This is a genomic window from Catelliglobosispora koreensis DSM 44566 (assembly GCF_000379685.1).
Classification (GTDB): domain Bacteria; phylum Actinomycetota; class Actinomycetes; order Mycobacteriales; family Micromonosporaceae; genus Catelliglobosispora; species Catelliglobosispora koreensis.
Map to the genome: position 1 here is coordinate 252,413 of NZ_KB903290.1, position 20,103 is coordinate 272,515.

General features: G+C 62.7%; 21 protein-coding genes. 13 read left to right on the plus strand and 8 right to left on the minus strand.

From position 1 onward, the window contains the following. Positions 1 to 57 precede the first annotated feature (57 nt). The 3 genes from A3E1_RS0131305 (at position 58) to A3E1_RS0131315 (ending at position 4,135) form a co-directional block, all read left to right on the plus strand. Entirely contained in the window at positions 58 to 414 is a 357-nt protein-coding gene (locus tag A3E1_RS0131305; protein ID WP_020524764.1) for a DUF5655 domain-containing protein, read from the plus strand. Positions 415 to 612: 198 nt separating this feature from the next. Continuing rightward, positions 613 to 3,207, plus strand: a complete 2,595-nt coding sequence (locus A3E1_RS43040; protein WP_051105199.1) for a cation-translocating P-type ATPase — start codon at positions 613 to 615, stop codon at positions 3,205 to 3,207. Between the two features lie 52 nt (positions 3,208 to 3,259). Then, on the plus strand, positions 3,260 to 4,135 hold the full coding sequence (locus tag A3E1_RS0131315) for a universal stress protein (RefSeq protein ID WP_020524766.1): 876 nt from the start codon (positions 3,260 to 3,262) through the stop codon (positions 4,133 to 4,135). A 123-nt stretch (positions 4,136 to 4,258) separates the two neighbouring features. On the opposite strand, the gene A3E1_RS43045 is transcribed toward A3E1_RS0131315, so the two are convergent. Next, complete coding sequence (locus tag A3E1_RS43045; RefSeq protein WP_020524767.1) at positions 4,259 to 5,077, minus strand: SigB/SigF/SigG family RNA polymerase sigma factor; 819 nt, start codon at positions 5,075 to 5,077, stop codon at positions 4,259 to 4,261. 208 nt (positions 5,078 to 5,285) lie between these two features. On the opposite strand from A3E1_RS43045, the gene A3E1_RS0131325 reads away from it, so the two are divergent. Both A3E1_RS0131325 and A3E1_RS0131330 read left to right on the plus strand, forming a co-directional pair. Then, the gene (locus A3E1_RS0131325) at positions 5,286 to 6,026 is read left to right on the plus strand and encodes a VIT1/CCC1 transporter family protein (RefSeq protein ID WP_040392268.1); all 741 of its coding nucleotides are present in this window, start codon (positions 5,286 to 5,288) and stop codon (positions 6,024 to 6,026) included. 118 nt (positions 6,027 to 6,144) lie between these two features. Continuing rightward, positions 6,145 to 7,176 carry a DUF2157 domain-containing protein gene (locus A3E1_RS0131330; protein WP_020524769.1) on the plus strand — a complete coding sequence of 344 codons (1,032 nt, stop codon included), beginning with the start codon at positions 6,145 to 6,147 and terminating at the stop codon, positions 7,174 to 7,176. Between the two features lie 56 nt (positions 7,177 to 7,232). Here the strand turns inward: A3E1_RS0131330 and A3E1_RS0131335 are convergent, their stop codons facing one another. After that, positions 7,233 to 7,613 (minus strand): spore germination protein GerW family protein, encoded by a 381-nt coding sequence (locus A3E1_RS0131335; protein WP_040392270.1) that lies wholly within the window; start codon positions 7,611 to 7,613, stop codon positions 7,233 to 7,235. 232 nt (positions 7,614 to 7,845) lie between these two features. On the opposite strand from A3E1_RS0131335, the gene A3E1_RS43050 reads away from it, so the two are divergent. Both A3E1_RS43050 and A3E1_RS43055 read left to right on the plus strand, forming a co-directional pair. Beyond that, positions 7,846 to 9,273 carry a GAF domain-containing protein gene (locus A3E1_RS43050; RefSeq protein WP_020524771.1) on the plus strand — a complete coding sequence of 476 codons (1,428 nt, stop codon included), beginning with the start codon at positions 7,846 to 7,848 and terminating at the stop codon, positions 9,271 to 9,273. 431 nt (positions 9,274 to 9,704) lie between these two features. Further along, positions 9,705 to 10,613 carry a serine/threonine-protein kinase gene (locus A3E1_RS43055; RefSeq protein WP_020524772.1) on the plus strand — a complete coding sequence of 303 codons (909 nt, stop codon included), beginning with the start codon at positions 9,705 to 9,707 and terminating at the stop codon, positions 10,611 to 10,613. Here the strand turns inward: A3E1_RS43055 and A3E1_RS43060 are convergent. Beyond that, positions 10,582 to 11,631 carry a hypothetical protein gene (locus A3E1_RS43060; protein ID WP_020524773.1) on the minus strand — a complete coding sequence of 350 codons (1,050 nt, stop codon included), beginning with the start codon at positions 11,629 to 11,631 and terminating at the stop codon, positions 10,582 to 10,584. The genes A3E1_RS43055 and A3E1_RS43060 overlap by 32 nt on opposite strands. A 272-nt stretch (positions 11,632 to 11,903) precedes the next feature. Between A3E1_RS43060 and A3E1_RS45765 the strand changes: the two genes are divergently transcribed. The 6 genes from A3E1_RS45765 (at position 11,904) to A3E1_RS0131380 (ending at position 15,644) form a co-directional block, all read left to right on the plus strand. Next, positions 11,904 to 12,323: an OsmC family protein gene (locus tag A3E1_RS45765; protein WP_026209014.1), complete on the plus strand. Its 420-nt coding sequence runs from the start codon at positions 11,904 to 11,906 to the stop codon at positions 12,321 to 12,323. After that, complete coding sequence (gene sqr / locus A3E1_RS0131360) at positions 12,320 to 13,552, plus strand: type III sulfide quinone reductase, selenoprotein subtype (RefSeq protein ID WP_020524776.1); 1,233 nt, start codon at positions 12,320 to 12,322, stop codon at positions 13,550 to 13,552. Before A3E1_RS45765 ends, sqr begins: the two co-directional genes overlap by 4 nt. Positions 13,553 to 13,555: 3 nt before the next feature. After that, positions 13,556 to 13,870, plus strand: a complete 315-nt coding sequence (locus A3E1_RS0131365; RefSeq protein ID WP_020524777.1) for a TusE/DsrC/DsvC family sulfur relay protein — start codon at positions 13,556 to 13,558, stop codon at positions 13,868 to 13,870. Continuing rightward, positions 13,867 to 14,379 (plus strand): DsrE/DsrF/DrsH-like family protein, encoded by a 513-nt coding sequence (locus A3E1_RS0131370; protein ID WP_020524778.1) that lies wholly within the window; start codon positions 13,867 to 13,869, stop codon positions 14,377 to 14,379. Before A3E1_RS0131365 ends, A3E1_RS0131370 begins: the two co-directional genes overlap by 4 nt. 15 nt (positions 14,380 to 14,394) lie before the next feature. Then, the gene (locus A3E1_RS0131375) at positions 14,395 to 15,267 is read left to right on the plus strand and encodes a hypothetical protein (RefSeq protein ID WP_020524779.1); all 873 of its coding nucleotides are present in this window, start codon (positions 14,395 to 14,397) and stop codon (positions 15,265 to 15,267) included. Positions 15,268 to 15,359: 92 nt separating this feature from the next. Next, entirely contained in the window at positions 15,360 to 15,644 is a 285-nt protein-coding gene (locus A3E1_RS0131380) for a 2TM domain-containing protein (RefSeq protein ID WP_020524780.1), read from the plus strand. Positions 15,645 to 15,733: 89 nt separating this feature from the next. Here A3E1_RS0131380 and A3E1_RS0131385 read toward each other — a convergent pair whose 3' ends face one another. The 5 genes from A3E1_RS0131385 to A3E1_RS43070 form a co-directional block, all read right to left on the minus strand. Continuing rightward, positions 15,734 to 16,870 carry an ABC transporter permease gene (locus A3E1_RS0131385; RefSeq protein ID WP_020524781.1) on the minus strand — a complete coding sequence of 379 codons (1,137 nt, stop codon included), beginning with the start codon at positions 16,868 to 16,870 and terminating at the stop codon, positions 15,734 to 15,736. Then, entirely contained in the window at positions 16,867 to 18,012 is a 1,146-nt protein-coding gene (locus tag A3E1_RS0131390; RefSeq protein WP_020524782.1) for an ABC transporter permease, read from the minus strand. The genes A3E1_RS0131385 and A3E1_RS0131390 overlap by 4 nt, the downstream gene beginning before the upstream one ends. Positions 18,013 to 18,014: 2 nt before the next feature. Beyond that, positions 18,015 to 18,983: an ABC transporter ATP-binding protein gene (locus A3E1_RS0131395; protein ID WP_020524783.1), complete on the minus strand. Its 969-nt coding sequence runs from the start codon at positions 18,981 to 18,983 to the stop codon at positions 18,015 to 18,017. A 66-nt stretch (positions 18,984 to 19,049) separates the two neighbouring features. Beyond that, positions 19,050 to 19,499, minus strand: coding sequence for a universal stress protein (locus A3E1_RS45290; RefSeq protein WP_020524784.1), 450 nt, complete (start codon positions 19,497 to 19,499; stop codon positions 19,050 to 19,052). 72 nt (positions 19,500 to 19,571) lie between these two features. Continuing rightward, the gene (locus A3E1_RS43070; protein ID WP_040392426.1) at positions 19,572 to 20,084 is read right to left on the minus strand and encodes a flavodoxin domain-containing protein; all 513 of its coding nucleotides are present in this window, start codon (positions 20,082 to 20,084) and stop codon (positions 19,572 to 19,574) included. Between the last annotated feature and the right edge of the window lie 19 nt (positions 20,085 to 20,103).

Genomic DNA, 20,103 nt, shown 5'->3' on the forward strand with positions numbered 1-20,103 from the left:
CCGCCCCGCGCCGCGCACGTGATGCCCGCGTCGGTAATGCCTGGCAGCATAGGCGTCATGACTACGCCGGAACAGTTCTTCGCGGGGTCGCCGAACGGACTGGCGCTGTATGAGGCGGTGGCAAATGTCATCTCTTCGATCGGCGCCGCTGAAGTCAGGGTTACCAAGAGCCAGATCTCATTTCACAGGGGCAAGGGATTCGCGTTTGTCTGGCGTCCGGACCAATACCTGAAGACCGATGTGCCCGCGGTGCTGTCCTTCGGCCTGCCATGCGAAGTTCACTCGCCCCGGTTCAAAGAGGTCGTGCGTGCCGCGCCGAAGGTGTGGATGCACCACATCGAATTGCGGGACACACATCAGATCGATGCCGAGGTGCGCACCTGGCTCGCGGCCGCCTACGAAAACGCCCAGTAGGAACGCAAGCATCGCCTCTATCGGCCCGGGTGAATCGCCGACGGCGTGGTCAACGGGTCAAAGGTCCTCCATCGGCCCTGTCTTGCGCCCCTGCATAAGCGTGGGCCTGGCTCGAAAGACTGGGGTCATGACCGGATGGGAAGGCGCAGTATGCGCCACACCCGCCGTATGTAACGAGGCGCACGGGATGAGGCGGCCGTGACCGTCGGCATAACTTCGCTGACAGGGCTGTCGTCAGCAGAGGCCACGAGGCGTCTGACGGAGGTTGGGCCAAACAGTCTTCCAGCACAGCGTCGGCCATCAGGGGTGGTGCTGCTGCTTCGTCAGATGACTCATTTTTTCGCCCTGCTGCTTTGGGTAGCCGCGGGCCTGGCGGCGCTCGCAGGAATGCCGCAGCTGGCGCTGGCCATCGTTGTTGTCGTTGTGCTCAACGCCTCGTTCGCCTTTGTTCAGGAGTACCGGGCCGACCGAGCTGTCGATCGCCTGCGGGATCTGTTGCCGGAGACGGTTCTTGTCATCCGGGACGGCCAGCGGCACCGCGTTGGCGCATCTAGCCTTGTGCCTGCGGATCTGGTTGTGCTTGAGGCCGGTGACAAGATCAGTGCAGACCTCACTGTCCACATCGCTCACTCGCTGGCCGTTGACGAGTCGATCCTGACCGGCGAGAGCGTCCCGCGCCGAGTGAGTGCCGGCGATGACATGTACGCCGGGACGTTCGTGACAGAGGGGACTGCCGTCGCCGAGGTGACCGCAACGGGGGACCGGACCCGCATCGCTGGCATCGCCCGGCTTACCAGGCAGGTAAAGCGGCCACCGGGACCGCTGGCGATCCGGCTGAAGCGGGTCGTGCGGACTATTGGGCTGATCGCTGTTGGCGTTGGCGTGTCGCTATTTTTCGCGGGCCTGCTTCTTGGGCTGACCGCGCTTGAGGCATTCCTGCTAGCGCTTGGGGCCACCGTGGCGCTGGTGCCGGAAGGTTTATTGCCAACGGTCACGCTCGCTTTGGCGCTCGGCGCTCGGCGGATGGCGGCCCGCAAGGCTCTTGTGCGCCGCCTTGAGGCGGTGGAAACACTTGGTTCGGTGACGTTCATTTGTACCGACAAGACCGGAACGCTGACGCGTAACGAGATGGCGGTTGTCGAGGTTTGGACACCGGCTGGCACGGCCTCAGTAGCAGGTGTTGGCTATGAGCCGCAGGGACGGGTCTACGGCGAACCCGCTGTGCGCGAGTCAGTTGGCGACCTGGCCTATGCAGCTGTCCGCGCTTCCAGCGGCGGGCTGACTTTCCGTAACGGGAATTGGCAGCCACACGGTGACCCGATGGAAGTGGCTCTACATGTGCTGGCAATGCGTTGCGGGTCAGGTGCTTCACCTGGGCAGCAAGCGCACGAACGCCTTCGCCTGCCATTTGACCCGCGTACGCTGCGGGCCTGCACCCTCGATGGTGACATCCTTTACGTCAAGGGCGCGCCGGAACCGCTGTTGGCACTTTGTGTCCCAGGCTCAGGGGTCGCCGTGGCGTCGGTGGCCGCGGCTTCGATGGCCGGTCGTGGGCTGCGGGTGATCGCGGTCGCCAGCCTGCATGGGGCAACGGAGACTGATGCGCAAAACCCGAAGGACATGGATCTGCTGGGTGTCGTTGGCCTCCTTGACCCGCCCCGGCCGGATGTGTCAGACGCCATAGCCGCGTGCCGGCGGGCGTTGATCAAAGTGGGGATGGTGACAGGCGATCATCCTGGAACGGCCCGGGCGATCGCGGTCCAAACCAGACTGTCCACATCAGACAGTCCGCTGATTGAGGGTGGCAGCCTCCCAGACGATGACGCACAGCTCGCCGCGCTGCTGGATCACGACGGCATCATCGTCGCCAGGGTCAGCCCGGAGCAGAAACTCAGAATCGCCAAGGTACTTAGGCAGCGTGGGCACATCGTGGCTATGACCGGTGACGGCGTCAACGACGCACCCGCCTTGCGCGAAGCTGACATAGGTATCGCCATGGGCGCGACCGGCAGCGATGTCGCACGCGAGGCAGCCGACGTCGTACTTCTCGATGACCACTTCGGGACAATCGTGAACGCCATCGAGCTGGGCCGGGCGACATTTGCTAACGTCCGCCGGTTTCTGACCTACCACCTCACCGACAACGTCGCCGAACTCGCACCGTTCGCGGCCTGGGCGCTGACTGGAGGCGCGTTTCCGCTAGCAATCGGGGTACTGCAGATTTTGGCATTAGACATTGGTACTGACCTGCTTCCCGCACTCGCCCTGGGGGTTGAGCCAGCAAACCCACGCACACTTGCTGGCCCTGCCCGCACCGGCCAGCTCATCGACCGGAGGCTGCTCACCCGGGTGTTCGGGGTCCTTGGGCCGGCGGAAGCGCTCGTGGCACTGGCAGCCTTTGCCGCTGTGCTGCTTGCCGGTGGCTGGCGCTGGGGAACGCAGCCGACGCTGCCGCTGCTCGCCATGGCATCGGGCACGACCTTCGCAGCGATTGTGCTGGCACAGATGGCAAATGCTTTTGCCTGCCGAAGCGAGATCACTCCCGTGTGGGAGCAACACCTCGCCGGCAACAGGACACTCATTGTGGCAGTGGTAGCCGAGATCCTGGCGCTAGGTCTGTTTCTCGGTCTGCCGCCTGCAGCCAGCGCACTCGGCGGAACCTGGCCCCCCGTGCTGGGCTGGGCGCTGGCTGCTGCGGCTATTCCCGTTGTCCTGCTAACTGATGGCATCCACAAGAGGCGGTCTCACCGCACAGCTGGACAAACTGAGCCCAGAGCCGGCGGGCAAGTTTGACCAGGTCTAAAGGCTCTAGCCGCGGTGACTGCCGCTGCCGAATGCTAAAGGCATGAACGGACCGGTTGTTGCTGGAGTGGACACCTCGGCGGAAAGCGCCGCGGCTGCGCATTACGCCGCATCGCTTGCGGTGCGCCGGCGAAGGTCGCTCACGCTCATCCATGTGATGGAAAGCTTCTTCCACGGATACGGTGCCTTGATGTTCGCTCCGCAGTACGCGGCGCTGGAAAACGAGGCGCGGGAAGCAGCCAAAGCCGCACTAGCCGGGCTCGCCGCAGAAATCCGGACGGCGCATCCAGCCCTGCACATCGAGGCATCGTTGCGCTCTGGCCTGCCTGCGAAAGTGCTTATCGCCGAGTCCGAAGGTGCGCTGGCCACGGTGGTTGGTTCACGTGGACTTGGCGGCTTCACCGGGCTACTGCTGGGTTCAGTGTCGTCCCAGGTAGCAGCGCATGGACATGGGCCTGTCATCGTCATGCGGCCGCCCGCGGATCCCGGCGGTCCAGTACTCGTGGCCTATGACGGCTCGGATGCCGCTAGCGCGGCATTGGATTTCGCCGCACATGAGGCGTTGTCCAGCGGCAGGCGCCTCGTGGTGGCCAGCGTCTACTGGGAGCAGCCGTGGGTATTTGGGGCCGAGGCGGGGGAAGATCCGAAAGTCTTGGCAGAACGCCAAGCCAGCGAGCTCATTAAGGACGGGCTGGAATTCCTGCTTGAGGAACACCCAGGTCTGCAAAGCGAGGAGTTGGTCATCCACAGCCTCAACCCGCAGCAGAGCCTCGTCGAGGCGTCAGCCAGAGCCAGCCTCACCGTCGTGGGAAGCCGCGGGTTAGGTGGCTTCACCGGTCTGCTGCTTGGATCCATCTCACGCACTCTGATTCACCATGGCGCGGGCCCGATTGCGGTTGTGCACCCGGCTCATGTCTAGCAGTCAGGTTGGCGCCGCCGGAGACATCCAGCGGATGACCGGTGAACGGCAAGTGCGCGTGCACGGCTGATGCGCCGTGACCGCCTGGCAGCCCGATGCCTTTGGCGATTCAGGTGTTGGCGTCTAAGGGACCTGGGCGGTGCTGGTAATGCTGGCGCGTAAGTGGGCGAGTGCTTTGTTGAGCAATCGTGAGACGTGCATTTGGGAGATCCCGATAGCGGCAGCTATGTGAGCTTGGGACATGTCGGCGAAGTAGCGCATGGCGATGATGCGTCGTTCCCGCTGCGGCAGGTGCTGTAGCCCTCCCCGGAGCGCTTCACGCCATCCGGCCATTTCGATGCCGTGGTCTTCCTCGCCGAGGGTGTCGGCGATGCGCTGGCTGTCGCCGCTGTGTGTGGTCTGGTCGTAGCTGAGCGGCCGGAAGGCGTGGGCCGCAAGCATGGCCTCGGTAACTTGGTCGCGGGAAACCCCGAGCTGCCGGGCAACGTCCTCGGCCGTCACGGTCCGCCCCACGATGTGGGTGAGATATTCGACGGTGCCAGCGAGGTTGAGGTTGAGTTCCTGAATTGGCCGGGGGACCCGGATCATCCAGGCCGCGTCACGGAAGTGGCGTCTGAGTTCACCGGTGATGGTGGGGGTCGCGTAGGCGGGAAATGGCACACCCCTTGCGGGGTCGTAACGGTCAACGGCCTTGATCAGGCCGAGCGCGGCAACCTGGGCCAGATCAGCCGACGGTTCGCCGCGGCCGCTGTATCTGCGGGCCAGTCTCTGCGCCATTGGCAGGAAATGCTCGATCACTTTGGTTCGCAACAATGCGCGGGCTGGGTCGCCGGTCCGCATTGCGGCCAGTTGCACCAGCAAGGCATCGGCACTTGCCAGATCTGATCCCGTTGCCGAACTGATGGTCATCGTTCGGCGCGGACCGGTGCCGCTCGCGCTCATGGCGTGTCACCTCGTATGCGCAATCTCGTCCAGCGGTCCATGTTGATCCCTTCCTCTCGTCGTCTCGTGCGTGCTCAGTCCATTCCTTTTGGTCGATTGACAGGTAGGGGCCTTTTCCTGTTTTCTCGTGGGCCGAAAGGCCCGCGCGGTGAAGCCGGCACCGCCCTAGACCGCCGGGCCGGTAAGGTTTGCCGCATGGTGCAGCGATATGACTTCGACCGGTACTGGGGGAGGGCGTGCGGTGTCTGGTCACGACGGTGAACCTCACCGCGATGGCCTTGGCGGCAGGCTTAACTGGCTGCGGGCCGGGGTGCTTGGCGCCAACGATGGCATCGTGTCGACCGCGGGGCTTGTTGTTGGGGTAGCTGGTGCCACGTCGGCTGCTGGAGCCATTCTGACTGCCGGCGTTGCTGGGCTGGTCGCTGGTGCGGTGTCAATGGCTCTCGGTGAGTACGTGTCGGTCAGCAGCCAGCGGGACACTGAACGTGCGCTGCTTCGCAAAGAACGTGCTGAACTGGCTGCGTTCCCTGACGTCGAGCTCGATGAGCTTGCAGGACTGTATGAGGCCAAGGGCCTTAGCCAGGCCACTGCCAGGCAGGTGGCCGTGGAACTTTCCGCTTCGGACGCGTTCGCCGCACACGCTGACGCGGAGCTAGGCATTGATCCGCACGCCTTGACGAACCCGTGGCATGCCGCTGGTGCTTCAGCGCTTGCGTTCACCCTGGGCTCGCTGCTGCCATTGGCGGCGATCGCGCTGCCACCACCCGCCGGGCGGGTCCCGGTCACCTTCGCCGTCGTCTTGCTCGCCTTGGCCGTCACCGGGTGGCTCAGCGCCCGGCTCGGCTCAGCCCCGCCAGCGCGAGCTATCACCCGCCTTGTCTTCGGCGGTGCTGCGGCAATGGCGGTCACCTTCGCCATCGGGCAGCTGGTCGGCACCGCCGTCGGGTAATGATCAGCAAAGCTGCCGCGTCCCAGTTGCTGGCAGCAGCGAGGGCAGGGCCGCCGGCTCATCATCCACGGACTTTTGGCACTGTCGGCCGGATGTGGTAAGCCTCATCGTCTTGGCTATGAGTGAGCTCAGTTCTCTTGTCGGGCAATGGGTTTCGCGGGGGATTATCTCGGAGCAGCAAGGACAGCAGATCCTGGCAGAACATAAGCAGCCTCTTCGGGTCTCGATCTCCCGTGGTTCCCTGATTGCCGAAGCTCTCGCCTATGTGGGTGGCATCCTGATCCTGCTTGCCGCCATCATCATCGCGTCTCTTTACTGGCCAGATCTGGTTCTTGCCGCCAAATCTGGGTTAACCGGAGGTAGCGCTGCGATCGTGTTGATCGCCGGCTTCCTGCTTCCCGCGTCGATGGGCGCCGCCCGAGGCCGACTGAGGTCTGTCCTCTGGGCACTGTCGGTAGCCCTTTTGGGGATCGCCGTTGGTATCACTTTGGATGGTCTGCATTGGAACGACGAGACGGGTGTGTTTGCCGCCGCTGCGGCCGCGGCTGCGCTCGCGGCACCGCTTTGGCTGTACCACAAGAGTTTCTTGCAGCAGACGGCGTTAGGCGTGTCTCTGGTGCTGGCCGTGGGTTCCGCGGCCGCGCATCTGCCAAATGACCGCGAATCGACCATCGGTCTGGCTATCTGGGGCCTGGGGCTCGCCTGGCTTGCCCTTACCTGGGGCGCGCTGATCACCCCGCAGCGAACAGGCTACTTGCTCGGCGGGGCTGCTATTGTCGCCGGATCGCAGCTGACGACGCAGCTTGACTGGGGCCTGGCGCTAGCGGGCGCTAGTGTCCTGGCATTGCTGGCGGCAGCGGTATACGTCCGTGATCTGTGGCTTCTTGGTGTTGGCGCAGTTGGTGTTCTCGTCACTGTGCCACTGATCGTCGATCGTTTCTTCGAGGGCGAACTTGCCGCACCACTGGCACTTTTGGGAGCGGGTGTTCTACTCATCGGGCTAGGCGTGTTCACTGCCCGCAAACGAGGCGGCGCGGAGGCCAAGCAGCGTGCTGAGCACAGGATTCCGGCTGCGTATGCCATCGGACTCGCCGTTGCGGTCGCTGCGGTGATGACAGTGGTCGTGCTACTCGCGGGCCGCGCGTGGTGAAATGCCGGTAAAGCGTTGCCGGGGGCCTAGTTTGAGCCCCCGGTCTTGCTGCCAGATCAGGAGCCCTTGCGTTTCGCCCGGGTGTTGATGAATGCCCGTGCGGTAAGAAGCGCGACCACAGCGACGATCTGCGCGCCGACGATCACTTTGTTGACATCGATCGCCGGGCGCCAGCCAACATTGCCATTCCTGATGATGAAGACTCCGAGTGGCTTGGCCGAGACGCCAAGTCCGCCACCGGTGCCCCCGGCCTCGTGGCCGTCTTCTGCCGGGCCTGTTCCGCTGCCGCCGCCACCACCGCCGCTGACTTTGGCGACCGGAAGTACTGTCAAGCCATTCTGGGTGATGGGAGTGCCGAAGACCTTTCCTGCCGTAGCGCCGTCCACCACTTCACGAATGGTCTCCATGACGTTTACGTCGTGCGTTACCTGTGTCATGGTTTAAGCGTTGGACGGCGATTGCAGGCGCACTAGGGTCTTAAGCCCCGGCACCCTGTGGCCCTTTGCCCGGGTGGAGCGTGAGGGTTCTTTCAGCTCGGTGTCTGGAAGGCGTCCTAAGCCCGGTTTTGACCTTTACAGTGAAGTTGGCGCGTTTTTGCATTGCGCACCGTGGTGCGGGGCGTACACACTGTGGCTGTATTCCGACGAGTGCGCTCGGGGAAGGGACGTCGTGGCTGGCGTGGCGGTGCCGGAGCCTGGCGGGAACGGCACGGAGGAACAGATCCAGTTTCCTGGTGCGGCGCGGCTTGAGCTCGATGAGCTGCTTGAGCAGCTTGTGGGCCGGGCACGTGACGTGCAGCAGACGCAAAGCAGGCTGCGTGGTCTGCTCAGCGCGTACAGGGAGATCACCCGGGCTGTCGACCTGGAGGAAGTACTACGGCGGATCATGGAGTCGGCGCGGGAGCTGGTCGACGCCCGCTATGCCGCCCTTGGCGTGACCCGCGATGGTGCGCTAACGAGATTCCTGCACACGGGCATGGATCCGCGGACCGTCGAGGCGATCGGGCACCTGCCCGAAGGGAAAGGAGTACTGGGGCTGCTTGTCAACTATCCGCAGACATTGCGGCTAGCCGATATCAGTGAGCATCCGGCCTCGGTTGGCTTCCCGGACAATCACCCGCCCATGCGGTCGTTCCTGGGCGTTCCTATACGCGCCGGGGACCAGATTTTCGGCAACCTCTACTTATCCGAGAAACAGCATGCCCAGCAATTCACCAGAGACGACGAAGAACTCGTCACCGCTTTGGCCTCGATAGCGGGTACGGCGATAGAAAACGCGACGCTGTTTGAGCATTTGCGCCGCCGCGAATCGTGGCAGGAAGCCATGGTCACCCTGACTACGGGCATGCTTAGCGGCGATGATCCCCAGGCCGGCCTCGACGCGCTCGTCCGCCATGCCGGCGACATCGTGCGGGCCAAAGGTGCCGCGGTCGCCGTGCCTGTAGAGGGCGAATCTCACTGGCGCATCGCCGTTTCCGAAGGCATCTTCGCCCGCTGGCAGGACAACCGCATCCCGCTGGACGGGTCCATTACCGGTGCCGCGGTCGCAGCTGGTGACATCGTCATCGTCGGCGACCCCGGAACTGATGAGCGAACCAAAACCACCGGGCCGGACGCGGTCGGCATCGTGGGACAGTCGATCGCGATCCCGCTGTGCGGCGAAGCCGGCACCAGCGGGGTCCTCATCTTGGCCAGGGCGCCGGGCGAACCTGACTTCGACAGCCTCGACATACAGATCATCCGCGGGACTGCCGCGCACGCTGGGCTAGCGCTCGAACTTTCCCAAGTACGGCGGGAACACGGGGCATTGCTCGTGCTGGAGGATCGGGCCAAAATCGCTGATGACATGCGCGAGCACATCATCAGTTCGCTGTTTGGCCTCGCGCTGGAGATGCAGGTGACTGCCAGCAAGGCAATCAAACAAGAGGTAAGAGAGGCCATCCAGCAGCATGTCGAAGCCACCGACAAGATCATCAAAGATGTGCGTGCTGTCGTTTTCCGCCTGAGGCCCACCACCCAGCCGGACGAAAGCAAAGACCGAACCCTAACGGTCGCTACGCCGGGCCGGCCTACATCGCACGGTAGCGTTGCCGAGTAAGCGCGACAGGCTGTATCAGCACTCTATGAGGTGTCCAATCAGGACGTACTCAACGGGCCGGAAGTCCCGCCGGGTAGGGCCGTTGCGCCCTGGGTGCGGAGTGGAATCCGAACGATCCTAAATGTAGGCACCCGCCGATGAGAGAACCGGAAACGAACCGTGGCATAGGGTCAGGCGCCTGAACCATGGGCCCGCCATCGCGAGATGGACTGCCGCGTAGTTCCGACTGGATTCCCCAACGCCGGCGGGTGGCCATTTCCTCCCCTGACCGGGTTCTGGCCGCCTCCAGAGCCCGGTCATATTTTGTTGTCACGGCGTGACACGGGCAGTTGGACGGGAGGCCACGGGTCTTTCGCCCCTAGAGGCAAACGTGTGCCCCTCCTACGTTGAATGACATCAACCGCGAACGATCGCGCCGACAGGAGCCTGGCATGTTCCCCCAACCCACGCAGTTGGCTGGCCGCTACGAGATGCGGGCTCCGGCCGGGCAAGGTGGCATGGGCCAAGTGTGGCTGGCATATGATCGGCTGCTACGCCGGGAAGTGGCGATCAAGCAGGTGACTGTGCCGCCGAAGTCTGACGCGCAGACTCTGGAGTTGTTGTGCGGCTTAGCTTTACAGGAAGCGCAGGCGGCCGCGCAGATCAGCCACAGCCACGCGATCAGGATTTACGACATCGTCCAGGCCGACGGATTGCCGTGGATCGTGATGGAGTACGTGCCATCCCAAACCTTGCACCAGATCATCCGGCGAGGTGGCCCGCTAGACGTCGGCTATACCGCCACCATTGGCCTTGCTGTCCTTGGCGCCCTCGAGGCGGCGCATCGGGCTGGTGTACTGCACCGTGATGTTACCCCGAACAATGTCCTGATCGGACACGATGGCCGGATTGTGCTAGCCGACTTTGGACTAGCTACCTGGGCTTCGGAGACCACTGACAGTCAAGCCGGGCCGATGGGCACCGCCCAGTACGTAGCGCCGGAGCGTGCGGCCGAAGGCTTGTCCACTCCCGCCGGCGACCTATGGTCACTTGGCGCGACCCTTTACGCCGCAGTCGAAGGACGTTCACCGTATGCCCGGCCAACGGCGTCCGAAACGCTGGAAGCACTGTTGACGCAGCCGCCGGACGCCTTCGTACGCGCTGGAGCTCTGGAACCGGTCATCACCGGCCTCCTGCAAAAAGACCCTCCCCGCAGGCTGACCGTGAGCGCGGCACGCCGTGGCCTGCTTGACGTCAGCCGGCTACCGCAGACATCCAGTCAGCCGCCTGCGCCGCGCCCGCGCCGCCGCCCGGCGACGGTGTTCGCCCCTACCCAACGGCAACTCGCACTGGCTCACTGACGCTTCGCGCACGAGACTTGAGGAGCCGGCAGACCCGCAATGTCACCCATTTGCTCGGCAAGCGGCTGTGCTGATCCAGGTTTGTCCACATGCGGCCGGCAAAAGTGTTCTCGTTACGGAACCGGCCACGGTCGTCCTGTTTGGACAGCAGCCACTGCCACGCGTCAGCCAGCCGGGGATCCTCGCCGTAGCCAAGGTCAGACAGCACCTGCAAATTCTCCACGATGTCGGAGGAGTAGCCCAGAGGGAAACCCAGTTTGAACCACAGCCGGCTTGGCACGATGTTCCCGTAGCCCATGGGGTAGTCCGCTCTGGCGGGGTTGTGCGAAAGCAGGAATGCCGTACCAGCCCGCAGCGCCCGCCTGGCCAAACGGCTGCGCTGAGCGGCTGGGATCCGGGCTAAAGCGTTCATCGCTTTGATAGCGCCCCAGGCGCATGCCTGACCGTCATTGGCCCCACATAGGAATCCGGGGCCGGCAGTGCCTTGCGGGTAGTAATCCACGCCGCCGGTGATCGCCTTGGCTTGCCAGTCAATGGCGGCCTGCAGACGCGGGTCGGTCAGCGGGTGGCCCAAGCCGATAAGGGCGGCAACCAAGTTTCCGTTAAGGCAATGCAGCACGCGTGCTGGCGGCGGCGGCGATAAAGACTTGGCGCCCGAGGCGGCGAAGCCACCGCTGACAGCCTGGGTGTGGGCAAGCACGTACTCGCGTGCCGCGGCGATCCGGCGATCGGTGCCGTCCGCGCCGAGCTCGTCGAGAAAAATGAGCTGCCACACTGTGGCGCGGTATTTGGGTGAGTAACCTGCGCCCGGTTTGGCCCACCAGCCCTCTGGTTCTTGCGCATTCAGGATAGGCAGTATCGGATGTGCCGCCATTGCCTTGCGCTGTGCGGCCGTAACTTCAGGATCACCGGCAGGCAGATCGCACAGCTCACGCAAAGCCAGATGGCGCACGGCTGGATCGCCTTTGCCGAGCAGCCAGGGCAACGGGTCATCATTAAGAGTCTCTAAGTAGCGCATCGTCTGCTGCCCATCCCAAATCGGTCAGCTTCCCGCGCATGACAACCACCGGCACCGGTGAGCCACAGGCGGGCGCCAGTCTCCTTGATCAGTACTGGTACTAGATCAATCGTCCGGCTCGCTTGCCTTGCGCCCCCAGGGCCGATGGCCATTGCCGCACAGGACCTTGTGCCCCAGACCCGATGCGCCCCAGCGCGAACAGGGCTAAAGTCACTCGCAAAGCCGGCCGATGACCCTGAGTCTCAGGCGGGCAGTCTGCCTAGCGTCAAGGTATGGCACTCATACGCGTCACCCACCTGAGCGACGACGCTTTTCAGATCGACGTACGTGGTCATCACCTGATAGTTGATCAGCCAAGCCGGAATCAGGATGAGGCCGGGCCGACACCAGTAGAGCTTTTTGTCGCGAGCCTTGTGGCATGTGCGGGCTTCTACGCGGAACGGTTCATGCGCAGGCATGGCCTAGCCTACGAAGGATTGCAGATCCACGGCGAATGGGCGATGCGTGCTGGGCAGCCAGCCCGGGTCAGCCGGGTCGCCATGCGCGTCATGCCACCCGCACCTATTCCGGCCGAGCTGAGAGAGCAACTCCTGGCCGCTATCGACATGTGCACGGTGACTAACTCGCTGCGCGAGCCACCGGCGATTGCTGTGGATATCGCGACCCTTCCGGTAACTGGAGGTGTGGCATGAGACGGCTGGTCATTCTCGGCGGCGGCACGGCCGGAACCATTGTGGCCAATAAGCTACGGGACCGCCTCGACGACTCCTCATGGAAGATAACCGTTGTTGACCGTGACGACACCCATATCTATCAACCAGGACTGCTACTTCTGCCATTCGGTGGCACAGGCGACATTCTCAAGCCGCGAGGGAGGTTCATCGCTGACGGCATCGAACTCGTGATGGCGGAAGTCGCCCGGGTCGACGCCGAAGCCAGCACGCTAGAGGACGGACGATTGTTGCCGTACGACTATCTCGTGTTGGCTACCGGGACATCTCCCAGGCCAGACCAAACGCCCGGAATGCTAGGAAAGCAGTGGCGCCAAAGCGTTTTCGACTTCTACACCTATGATGGCGCCGTCGCCTTGGCCCACGCCCTGCGCCACTTTGACGGCGGCCGCCTAGTCGTGCACATCGTTGATATGCCCATCAAGTGCCCGGTCGCGCCGCTAGAGTTCACCTTTCTCGCCGACGCGTACTTGCGCGAACGCGGCGTGCGCGATGACGTTGAACTTGTTTATGTCACACCGATGTCAGAAGTGTTCACGAAGCCTATCGCGGCATCACGTCTCGGGTCGATGCTAGACGCGCGAAAAATCTTGGTGGAAACCGACTTTGTCGTCGAGCGCCTTGACCCGGATGCGAAGAGGCTCGTGTCCTATGACGACAGAGAAATCAGCTTCGACCTTCTCGTGACGGTCCCGCTGAATATGGGAGCGGATTTCATCGCCCGCTCCGGTTTGGGCGACGAACTGAACTACGTGCCGGTCGACAAGCAGACCTTCCTTTCCAAGAAGTATCCCAACGTTTTCGCGCTCGGTGACGCCAGCGACATCCCGACGTCCAAAGCAGGGTCCGTCGCACACTTCTCGGCGGAGCTGTTCGTGGAAAACTTTCTGCAGTATGTCCAGGGCAACCCGATGACTCATCTTTTCGACGGCCACGCCAACTGTTTCGTCGAATCTGGCGACGGAAAAGCATTGCTCATTGACTTCAATTACGACACCGAGCCGTTGCCGGGGCGGTATCCCGTTCCACGCCTAGGCCCGTTCAGTCTGCTCAAGGAATCGGCGATCAACCATCGGGGCAAGCTCGCCTTCCGCTGGATGTACTGGAACGTGCTGTTGCCGGGCAGGCCGATTCCCTTGCCGGCGAACATGTCGATGGCAGGCAAGCACCAACCACGAGAACAGGAGTAGGTCATGCCGATTACCACTATCGGCTCCAGTCAGATTCATGTAGACAGCGAAGGTTTCCTCACTGAGTACGGTGAGTGGACGGAGTCGCTGGGCGAGACACTGGCCGCAGCTATTGGGATCGAGCTCACTGAAGCGCATTGGAAAGCAATTCGTTTCCTGCGTGGCGATTTCGCTGTGCAGGGCGAGACGGCGACGCTGAGGCGCGTGTCCACTCTGGCCAATATTCCTATCAAGGAGCTGTTCACCCTGTTTCCTGGCAAGCCGGCCAAGAAAATGGCTTACATCGCTGGCCTGCCCAAGCCGCGAGGATGTGTATGACCATGACGATCACCGAACCCATGCCAGTCCCGGCATTTGATGGCATCGGCCTAGGCCGGAAGCTGGCGATCATTTGCTCTAAAGGAAACCTGGATATGGCCTATCCCGGGCTTGTTCTTGCCAACGCCGCGCTCGGCGAGGGTGTGGAAACCCACCTGTTCTTCACCTTCTGGGGTTTCGACATGATTACCAAGTCCCGTATGGGCAACCTGAAGTTCACGATGCTAGGGAATACCGCAACCCATATGCCACAGGGTCTCGGCGGCCTGCCGGGAATGACAGCGATGGCTACCCACAACATGAAGAAGCGGATGAACGAAATCGGCGTCCCCGAAGTGCCGGACTTTCTGGCGCAGATCGTCGCCTCAGGCGGACACCTATGGGCGTGCCGTATGTCGGCCGAGATGATGCGTCTCGACGAAAGCGATCTCTACGAGGAGGTCGAAGGGATCATCAGCGCGACCGATTTCATCGAGAAAACCGAAGGCGCACAGTTGCTTTTCATTTAGGACGGAGGCCGTGCCATGTCCGGCATTGACTATTGGCAAATGGAAAAGCACGCGGATACGCGTCCGCGGCGGGTGTTCCCGCCGGATGGGCCGGCCTATTGGCTGGGCTCTGGGCTGATGCTGGCGGCCGTGGCCGCAGGGTTTCCGACGTTCCTGGATCCGGGAATCCTTACTGGGCCTGCGGTGATGAACGGATCGGCCCGGGGAACGGCCCTTGTCGTCCTCACGGTTGCGGTGCCGATCCTGGCACTGTGTATGTACTTGACCCGGCGAGGAAACGTCCGCGCGCTTATCGGCTGGCTTGGTGTCACCGCCTATCTGCTTTACAACGCACTGATGTTTGTCTTCGCCACCCCGTTCAATCAACTGTTTCTCCTGTACATCGCGATGCTGTCGTTGGCGATCTTTAGCCTTATCGCCATTCTCGCCCAACTGGATCATCGTCAGTTGCGTAAACGAATCCTTCCCGGCATGCCTGTTCGCGGGATCGCGATCTACGTTTGGGTCATTGTCGCCCTCAACCTCATCGCGTGGCTGGCCACGATCGTGCCGGCTATGTTCGCCCAAACACCAGCGGCGTTCCTCGAGGAGACCGGCCTGACGACGAATCCGGTCTACGTGCAGGATTTGTCGTTCTGGTTGCTCCTTATGGCCGTTGCCGGGGTGTGGCTGTGGCGCCGAAAAGTGTGGGGCTATCTGATCGCGGGCTCGGTGCTTGCCATGTGGGTACTAGAGAGCGTCAGCATCGCGGCCGACCAGTGGTTTGGCCACATGGCTGATCCGGCATCGCCCATAGCGTCGGTCAACATGGCGTGGGCGTTCACCTACCTGGCCATCGTCGGCATCGTGCCCCTGTTCTACTTCCTCCGCAACGTCGAAGCGCAATGATGCGCAGGACTAAATGCTCGAAGCTCGTGACGCTCGCCCCGTGCCCTGAAGTCGCATTCAGTCGACAATGAAATTGATAGAGGAGGATTGCAATGACTACCGAAACGACAAACACGGGCAGCGACCTTCGGCAGCTCGCGATCGCCCGTCTCCGCAAGAAGCGTGAACTTCACCAACACCTCGCCGTGTACATCGTTGTCAATACCGTGCTGGTTTTTGTCTGGCTGTTTACAACGCCGGGTGGCTTCTTCTGGCCGATGTTCCCGCTGCTTTTCTGGGGCATGGGACTGCTGTTTCACGCCATGGACGTCTACTCCCCGGCGGTGCCGTCGGAGGACAGGATTCAGCGCGAGATCGCCCGTCTTACGCACCGGTGAGCATTCAGCACCTTGAGACAACCGCCAATGACGAGACCGCCGGCTGGGAGCCACTCGCCCTAGACCGGCGGTCTTTACTATGCGCTTGCTTATGCCGCCTGGCGTGCCAGACGCCGCCGCAACAGCCAGGCGGCGACACCGAACACGGCGAAGCCGGCGGTCCAGAGCACGGCCAGTTCTGTTGCGATGTCAGCGATCCCTGCGTTGTGGCGTGCTAGCTCCGAAAACCCGTCAGCGGCCCAGGCATGCGGCGTCAGATGTGCGACTTTTCGCATGGTGGACGAGAACAGGTCCAGCGGCATCATGGCCCCGCCTAGCGCCGCCATGCCCAAGCTCAGCAGCAGCCCAGCTCCAATAGCGACCTCGGAGGTACGGGCTATCGTTCCCAGCAGAAGCCCAAACCCGCTAGCCACGACCGCGAATGCCGCGACTAGCAGTGCGGCCGCTACCGGATCACCCCACCTCACCTGGAAAAGCAATGCGGATCCCACCATGATGATGACCGCTTGCAGAAGGGATACGCTAAGGCGCGCAAGCCCCTCTCCGCGGATGATCGTTCCCGTTGAGGTCGGTGTCGCCAGCATCCGGCGCATGACTCCGAGGCGGCGCGACTCGATCAATGCCACCGAGTTAGTCATGGCGACAAGAAACATGAACAACAGAAGCTCAGAACTTGCCATGGCATCGAAGCGGCCGTGACGGGCTGGTTCCGGTCCAGCATAGGTAACGTCGACAGGCGCAGGTGGAAACTGGGGTGCGATAGCGTCCACTCTGGATTGCGCCTCAGGCAGGCTCAAGCCATTTTCCGCGGCCACAAACGCTGCCGCTCGCAGCCGGGCTTCCTCCCGGTCAAGTACCGCGGTGACGATGGAACTTATCTGCTGGCCCTGTATCCCGGGACGCACTACATAGCGCAACGGAGTGTTCAGGTCAGCCGGCAGGATCACAGCGGCCTCAAGATCTCCGTGTTCCACGGAGGCGATTGCGGTCGAACCCTCAGCTACAGCGACAACGGCTATGCCTGGTGCTGCGTGCAGGCTGTCGGCGAGCCGCTCGGCCAGCGGCGTGTGTGGTGTGACCACGCCGACGCGCGGCGAGAACGATCCTCCGAACGCGACACCGAGCACGAGGATCATGAGCATGGGAAATAGAACGAGGAAGAATATGCTGCTGCGCTCGCGCAGTGTGCGCCGCAAGCTGGTTGCGGCGATGGTTAGCTCTTTCATGGTTGCAGCACCTTTGATAGACGAATGACAGCGATGCCGATCGTTGCGGCGGCGAAGGCGAGAAGTGCCGCCGCAGACGGCAGCACGGCCAGCGCACTCGCGCCGCCAGCCATGTCGCTGAGCCCTCGGAGAAACCACGCGTGAGGCGTCAAAAGGCTAAGGGTGCTCATGATTCCGCCGACCTGCGAGATGGGGAAGAAGGCACCGCCGAGGAGCCCCAGGACGACCGCGGTAACGGCTTGCCAGCTGCCGGCGGACTCTGGCGTTCGTGCAAGCGATGCCACCACGGCGGTAACACCGGTCGCGGCCAGTATCCCGCAAATGATGAGCAGCGCCACACCGGCCGGATCGCCCCACTCGGCGCCCATCAGCAACGACGTGGCGACAACGAGCAGTGCCATGCTGATGAGTCCCAGCAGGAAACTCGTCGCCAGCTTGCCGGCCAGAATCGTGCGCGCCGGTATGGGAGCGGCGAGCAGGCGCACGAGCGTGCCAAGGTTTCGCTCGTCGAGAATGGATGACACACCATATTGGACGGTGAAGAACAGGAAGAACACTGCCATTCCAGCGGCGAAATACGTCTGAAGACTGAGAATCTTCTCCTGTGCGGAGATGTCGCGGACAAGCAGCGGGCTGGCGGTGGCAAGCGCACGCTGTACGAGCTCATCCTGAGTTGCGTCGCCTGGCTTGGTGGCGGCTACTGCGAGCTGCACCGCGTTGAGTTCAGAGACGAATGATCGCGCGATGGACCGTGCTACCTCGACGCCAGTGGGGGAGTCCGGGCTGGCGACGATGTCGATCCCAGCAGTACTCGGAAAACCTTGCTGTACAACGAAAGCGGCATCGACAGTGCCTTCCTTCGCCAGTGACGCCGCCTCTTCGCGCGTACCCACAAGGCGGATCTTGATATACCCGTCCTGTTCGATACTGGGGAGCACCTGATTGGTGAAAGCCTGTGACACCAGTCCCCGGTCCAGATCGGCGACCGCGTACTCAAATGGCCTTGGCGTGGCCGCGGACCCGAAGATGAGGTTGTAAATGAAGGCGAGCGCCAGCGGCAAGACGATGGCCTGTAAGTAGGCCGAACGGTCGCGTAGACGTTGCCGCAAGTCTTTTCCCGCGATCAGTAATATCGTCTTCATGTTCAGTCCCGCAAACTCTTGCCGGTCAGATGCAGGAAAACCGCTTCGAGGTCGGGTTCTTCGACAATGACTGAGCGCACAGTCTGGCCGGCCAGATCCAAGATGGCGGGCAGCGCCGTCGGTGCGTCTTTGACGAGGAGTGTGATTTCGTTTCCGTCAACGGCAGCGGAGTGGCCTAAGTCTGAGGCATTGAGGCGCCGCGCCAATTCCTGCGGCTCCGCCGCGACAGTCAGGCGCACGCGGTCCTGCTCGCCTACCATGGCGGTGAGTTCCCTGACTGTTCCCTCGGCGATGAGCTTTCCTTCATCGAGAACGCCGACCCGGTCGCAAAGGCGTTGCGCTTCCTCCATGTAATGCGTGGTGTACAGGACGGCCATGCCTTCGCGAGCGAGCGTTTCGATGTTGCCGAGGATGGCGTTGCGGCTTTGCGGGTCGACGCCGACGGTGGGCTCGTCGAGGATGAGGAGGTTTGGCCGGTGCAGCAAACCTGCGGCGATGTTGAGCCGGCGTTTCATTCCGCCGGAGTAGGTGCTCACGAGTTGCCCGGCACGTTCGGACAGGCCGATTATCCCGAGGACCTCGTCAACTCGACGCTTTGTTTCGGAGCTGCGCAGGCCGTAGAGCTTGGCGAAGAAACGCAGGTTCTCACGCCCGGTGAGATCAGGGTAGAGCGCGAGTTCCTGTGGTACGTAACCGATGGCGGCTTTGGCTCCTATAGCGCGTGGTGTTATTGGCCGGCCGGCTACGGTCACTTGGCCCGCGTCGGCTTGCAGGACACCGGCGATGATGGAGATGACGGTCGTCTTGCCGGCTCCGTTTGGGCCGAGCAGGCCGTAGGTCTCGGCGGGACGGATGTCGAATGACACCCCGTTAACGGCGACGAGTTTGCCGTAGTTGCGGCGCAAGTCATGACAAGACACGACCGCGGGCTGATGCCGCGTGTCTTCAGGTAAGCCTGGGTGAGTGCTCACGTGCTCCACACTGCCCGGGAAGCCGTGGTCGCGGCAGAGTAATTGGTCCCGATCAACGCAGTTCGTTTAGACCGCCCGGGGAACCGGAATGAGCAGCACGGGGCGGGGCGAGTGCACAGCTACGTCTTGGCTGACTGTGCCCAGCAGTAGCGGTGCCTGATGGGCTGTGTCATGGGTTCCCACGACCAGCATCGCCGCATTGCTGGCGGAAGCCAGCAGCATGGTGGCTGCGCCGCCCCAGTTCACGATGATCTCGCAGGGAATATCAGGGTGCCCGTTGGTGAACTGCTTCTCCACGGCCCGCCGGATGTCTGCGGCGACATGCCTGCGATGGTCTTCGCGGTCGCTGGCGAGGGATCCGGCGGGGTGTGCGATTGGCAGGGCGTGTATGACCACTAGACGGCCTTGCAGGGCACGGGCTTGGGCGATCGCGGCGGCCAGGATGTCTTGGTCGGCGGCGCTTCGGCTGAGACCGGCGACGATCGTCGGGCTTAGATGTTGTGCTACGGCTGTCATATCTACAGGTTGCCCGGCGACGCCTTCTGCGGCACAGATTCGTAGTGCCGTGTAGGCCAGGGCTTGTGGCCCCTATGTGCCCAGGACACTGCCGCAGAGAGCACCGGCGATGCTGTCGCCCCAGGCGATGATGTCGCCGTGGTCGCGATAATCGCCGTACGGTTTGCCAGTGACCGAGACGTTCGCTCGCTCCATCAAGGACAGGTTGTGCGCTTTTAGGCGGCCGCCGAAGATCTTGTGTTCGCGTGCCGCGGTGCACCAGAACATGTCGGCGATGTCGGCAGGGGAGTCGTCGGGGGTGGGGTGATGTCCAAGCGGCCCACTGGAAAAGAGCCATACTGGCTTGCTGAGGAGGGCCGGGCGCATGCTGTGGGCGAGCTGCATGATGTGCGGCATCCAGCGGTCACGGTATACGGCGCTGCCGAGGATGTAGGCATCAAATGCTCCTGCTGGCTTGTCACCTTTGGCCGTGTCGAAGAGCGTGACCTGTATGCCGCGTTCACGTAGGCGGCGAGCTAGAAGGTGGCTGATGTCGGCGGTGGAGCCGTGCTTGGACTCCCACGCTAGCAAGATGTTTGGGCTCATGCTCTGAGTCAATCCGATA

Excerpts from the sequence above, each read along its gene's own strand:
- A3E1_RS0131305 (WP_020524764.1), top strand. The coding sequence starts at position 58 with ATGACTACGCCGGAACAGTTCTTCGCGGGGTCGCCGAACGGACTGGCG.
- A3E1_RS0131315 (WP_020524766.1), top strand. The coding sequence starts at position 3,260 with ATGAACGGACCGGTTGTTGCTGGAGTGGACACCTCGGCGGAAAGCGCC.
- A3E1_RS43045 (WP_020524767.1), bottom strand. The coding sequence starts at position 5,077 with ATGAGCGCGAGCGGCACCGGTCCGCGCCGAACGATGACCATCAGTTCG.
- A3E1_RS0131325 (WP_040392268.1), top strand. The coding sequence starts at position 5,286 with ATGACTTCGACCGGTACTGGGGGAGGGCGTGCGGTGTCTGGTCACGAC.
- A3E1_RS0131330 (WP_020524769.1), top strand. The coding sequence starts at position 6,145 with ATGAGTGAGCTCAGTTCTCTTGTCGGGCAATGGGTTTCGCGGGGGATT.
- A3E1_RS0131335 (WP_040392270.1), bottom strand. The coding sequence starts at position 7,613 with ATGACACAGGTAACGCACGACGTAAACGTCATGGAGACCATTCGTGAA.
- A3E1_RS43055 (WP_020524772.1), top strand. The coding sequence starts at position 9,705 with ATGTTCCCCCAACCCACGCAGTTGGCTGGCCGCTACGAGATGCGGGCT.
- A3E1_RS43060 (WP_020524773.1), bottom strand. The coding sequence starts at position 11,631 with ATGCGCTACTTAGAGACTCTTAATGATGACCCGTTGCCCTGGCTGCTC.
- A3E1_RS45765 (WP_026209014.1), top strand. The coding sequence starts at position 11,904 with ATGGCACTCATACGCGTCACCCACCTGAGCGACGACGCTTTTCAGATC.
- sqr (WP_020524776.1), top strand. The coding sequence starts at position 12,320 with ATGAGACGGCTGGTCATTCTCGGCGGCGGCACGGCCGGAACCATTGTG.
- A3E1_RS0131365 (WP_020524777.1), top strand. The coding sequence starts at position 13,556 with ATGCCGATTACCACTATCGGCTCCAGTCAGATTCATGTAGACAGCGAA.
- A3E1_RS0131370 (WP_020524778.1), top strand. The coding sequence starts at position 13,867 with ATGACCATGACGATCACCGAACCCATGCCAGTCCCGGCATTTGATGGC.
- A3E1_RS0131375 (WP_020524779.1), top strand. The coding sequence starts at position 14,395 with ATGTCCGGCATTGACTATTGGCAAATGGAAAAGCACGCGGATACGCGT.
- A3E1_RS0131380 (WP_020524780.1), top strand. The coding sequence starts at position 15,360 with ATGACTACCGAAACGACAAACACGGGCAGCGACCTTCGGCAGCTCGCG.
- A3E1_RS0131385 (WP_020524781.1), bottom strand. The coding sequence starts at position 16,870 with ATGAAAGAGCTAACCATCGCCGCAACCAGCTTGCGGCGCACACTGCGC.
- A3E1_RS0131390 (WP_020524782.1), bottom strand. The coding sequence starts at position 18,012 with ATGAAGACGATATTACTGATCGCGGGAAAAGACTTGCGGCAACGTCTA.
- A3E1_RS45290 (WP_020524784.1), bottom strand. The coding sequence starts at position 19,499 with ATGACAGCCGTAGCACAACATCTAAGCCCGACGATCGTCGCCGGTCTC.
- A3E1_RS43070 (WP_040392426.1), bottom strand. The coding sequence starts at position 20,084 with ATGAGCCCAAACATCTTGCTAGCGTGGGAGTCCAAGCACGGCTCCACC.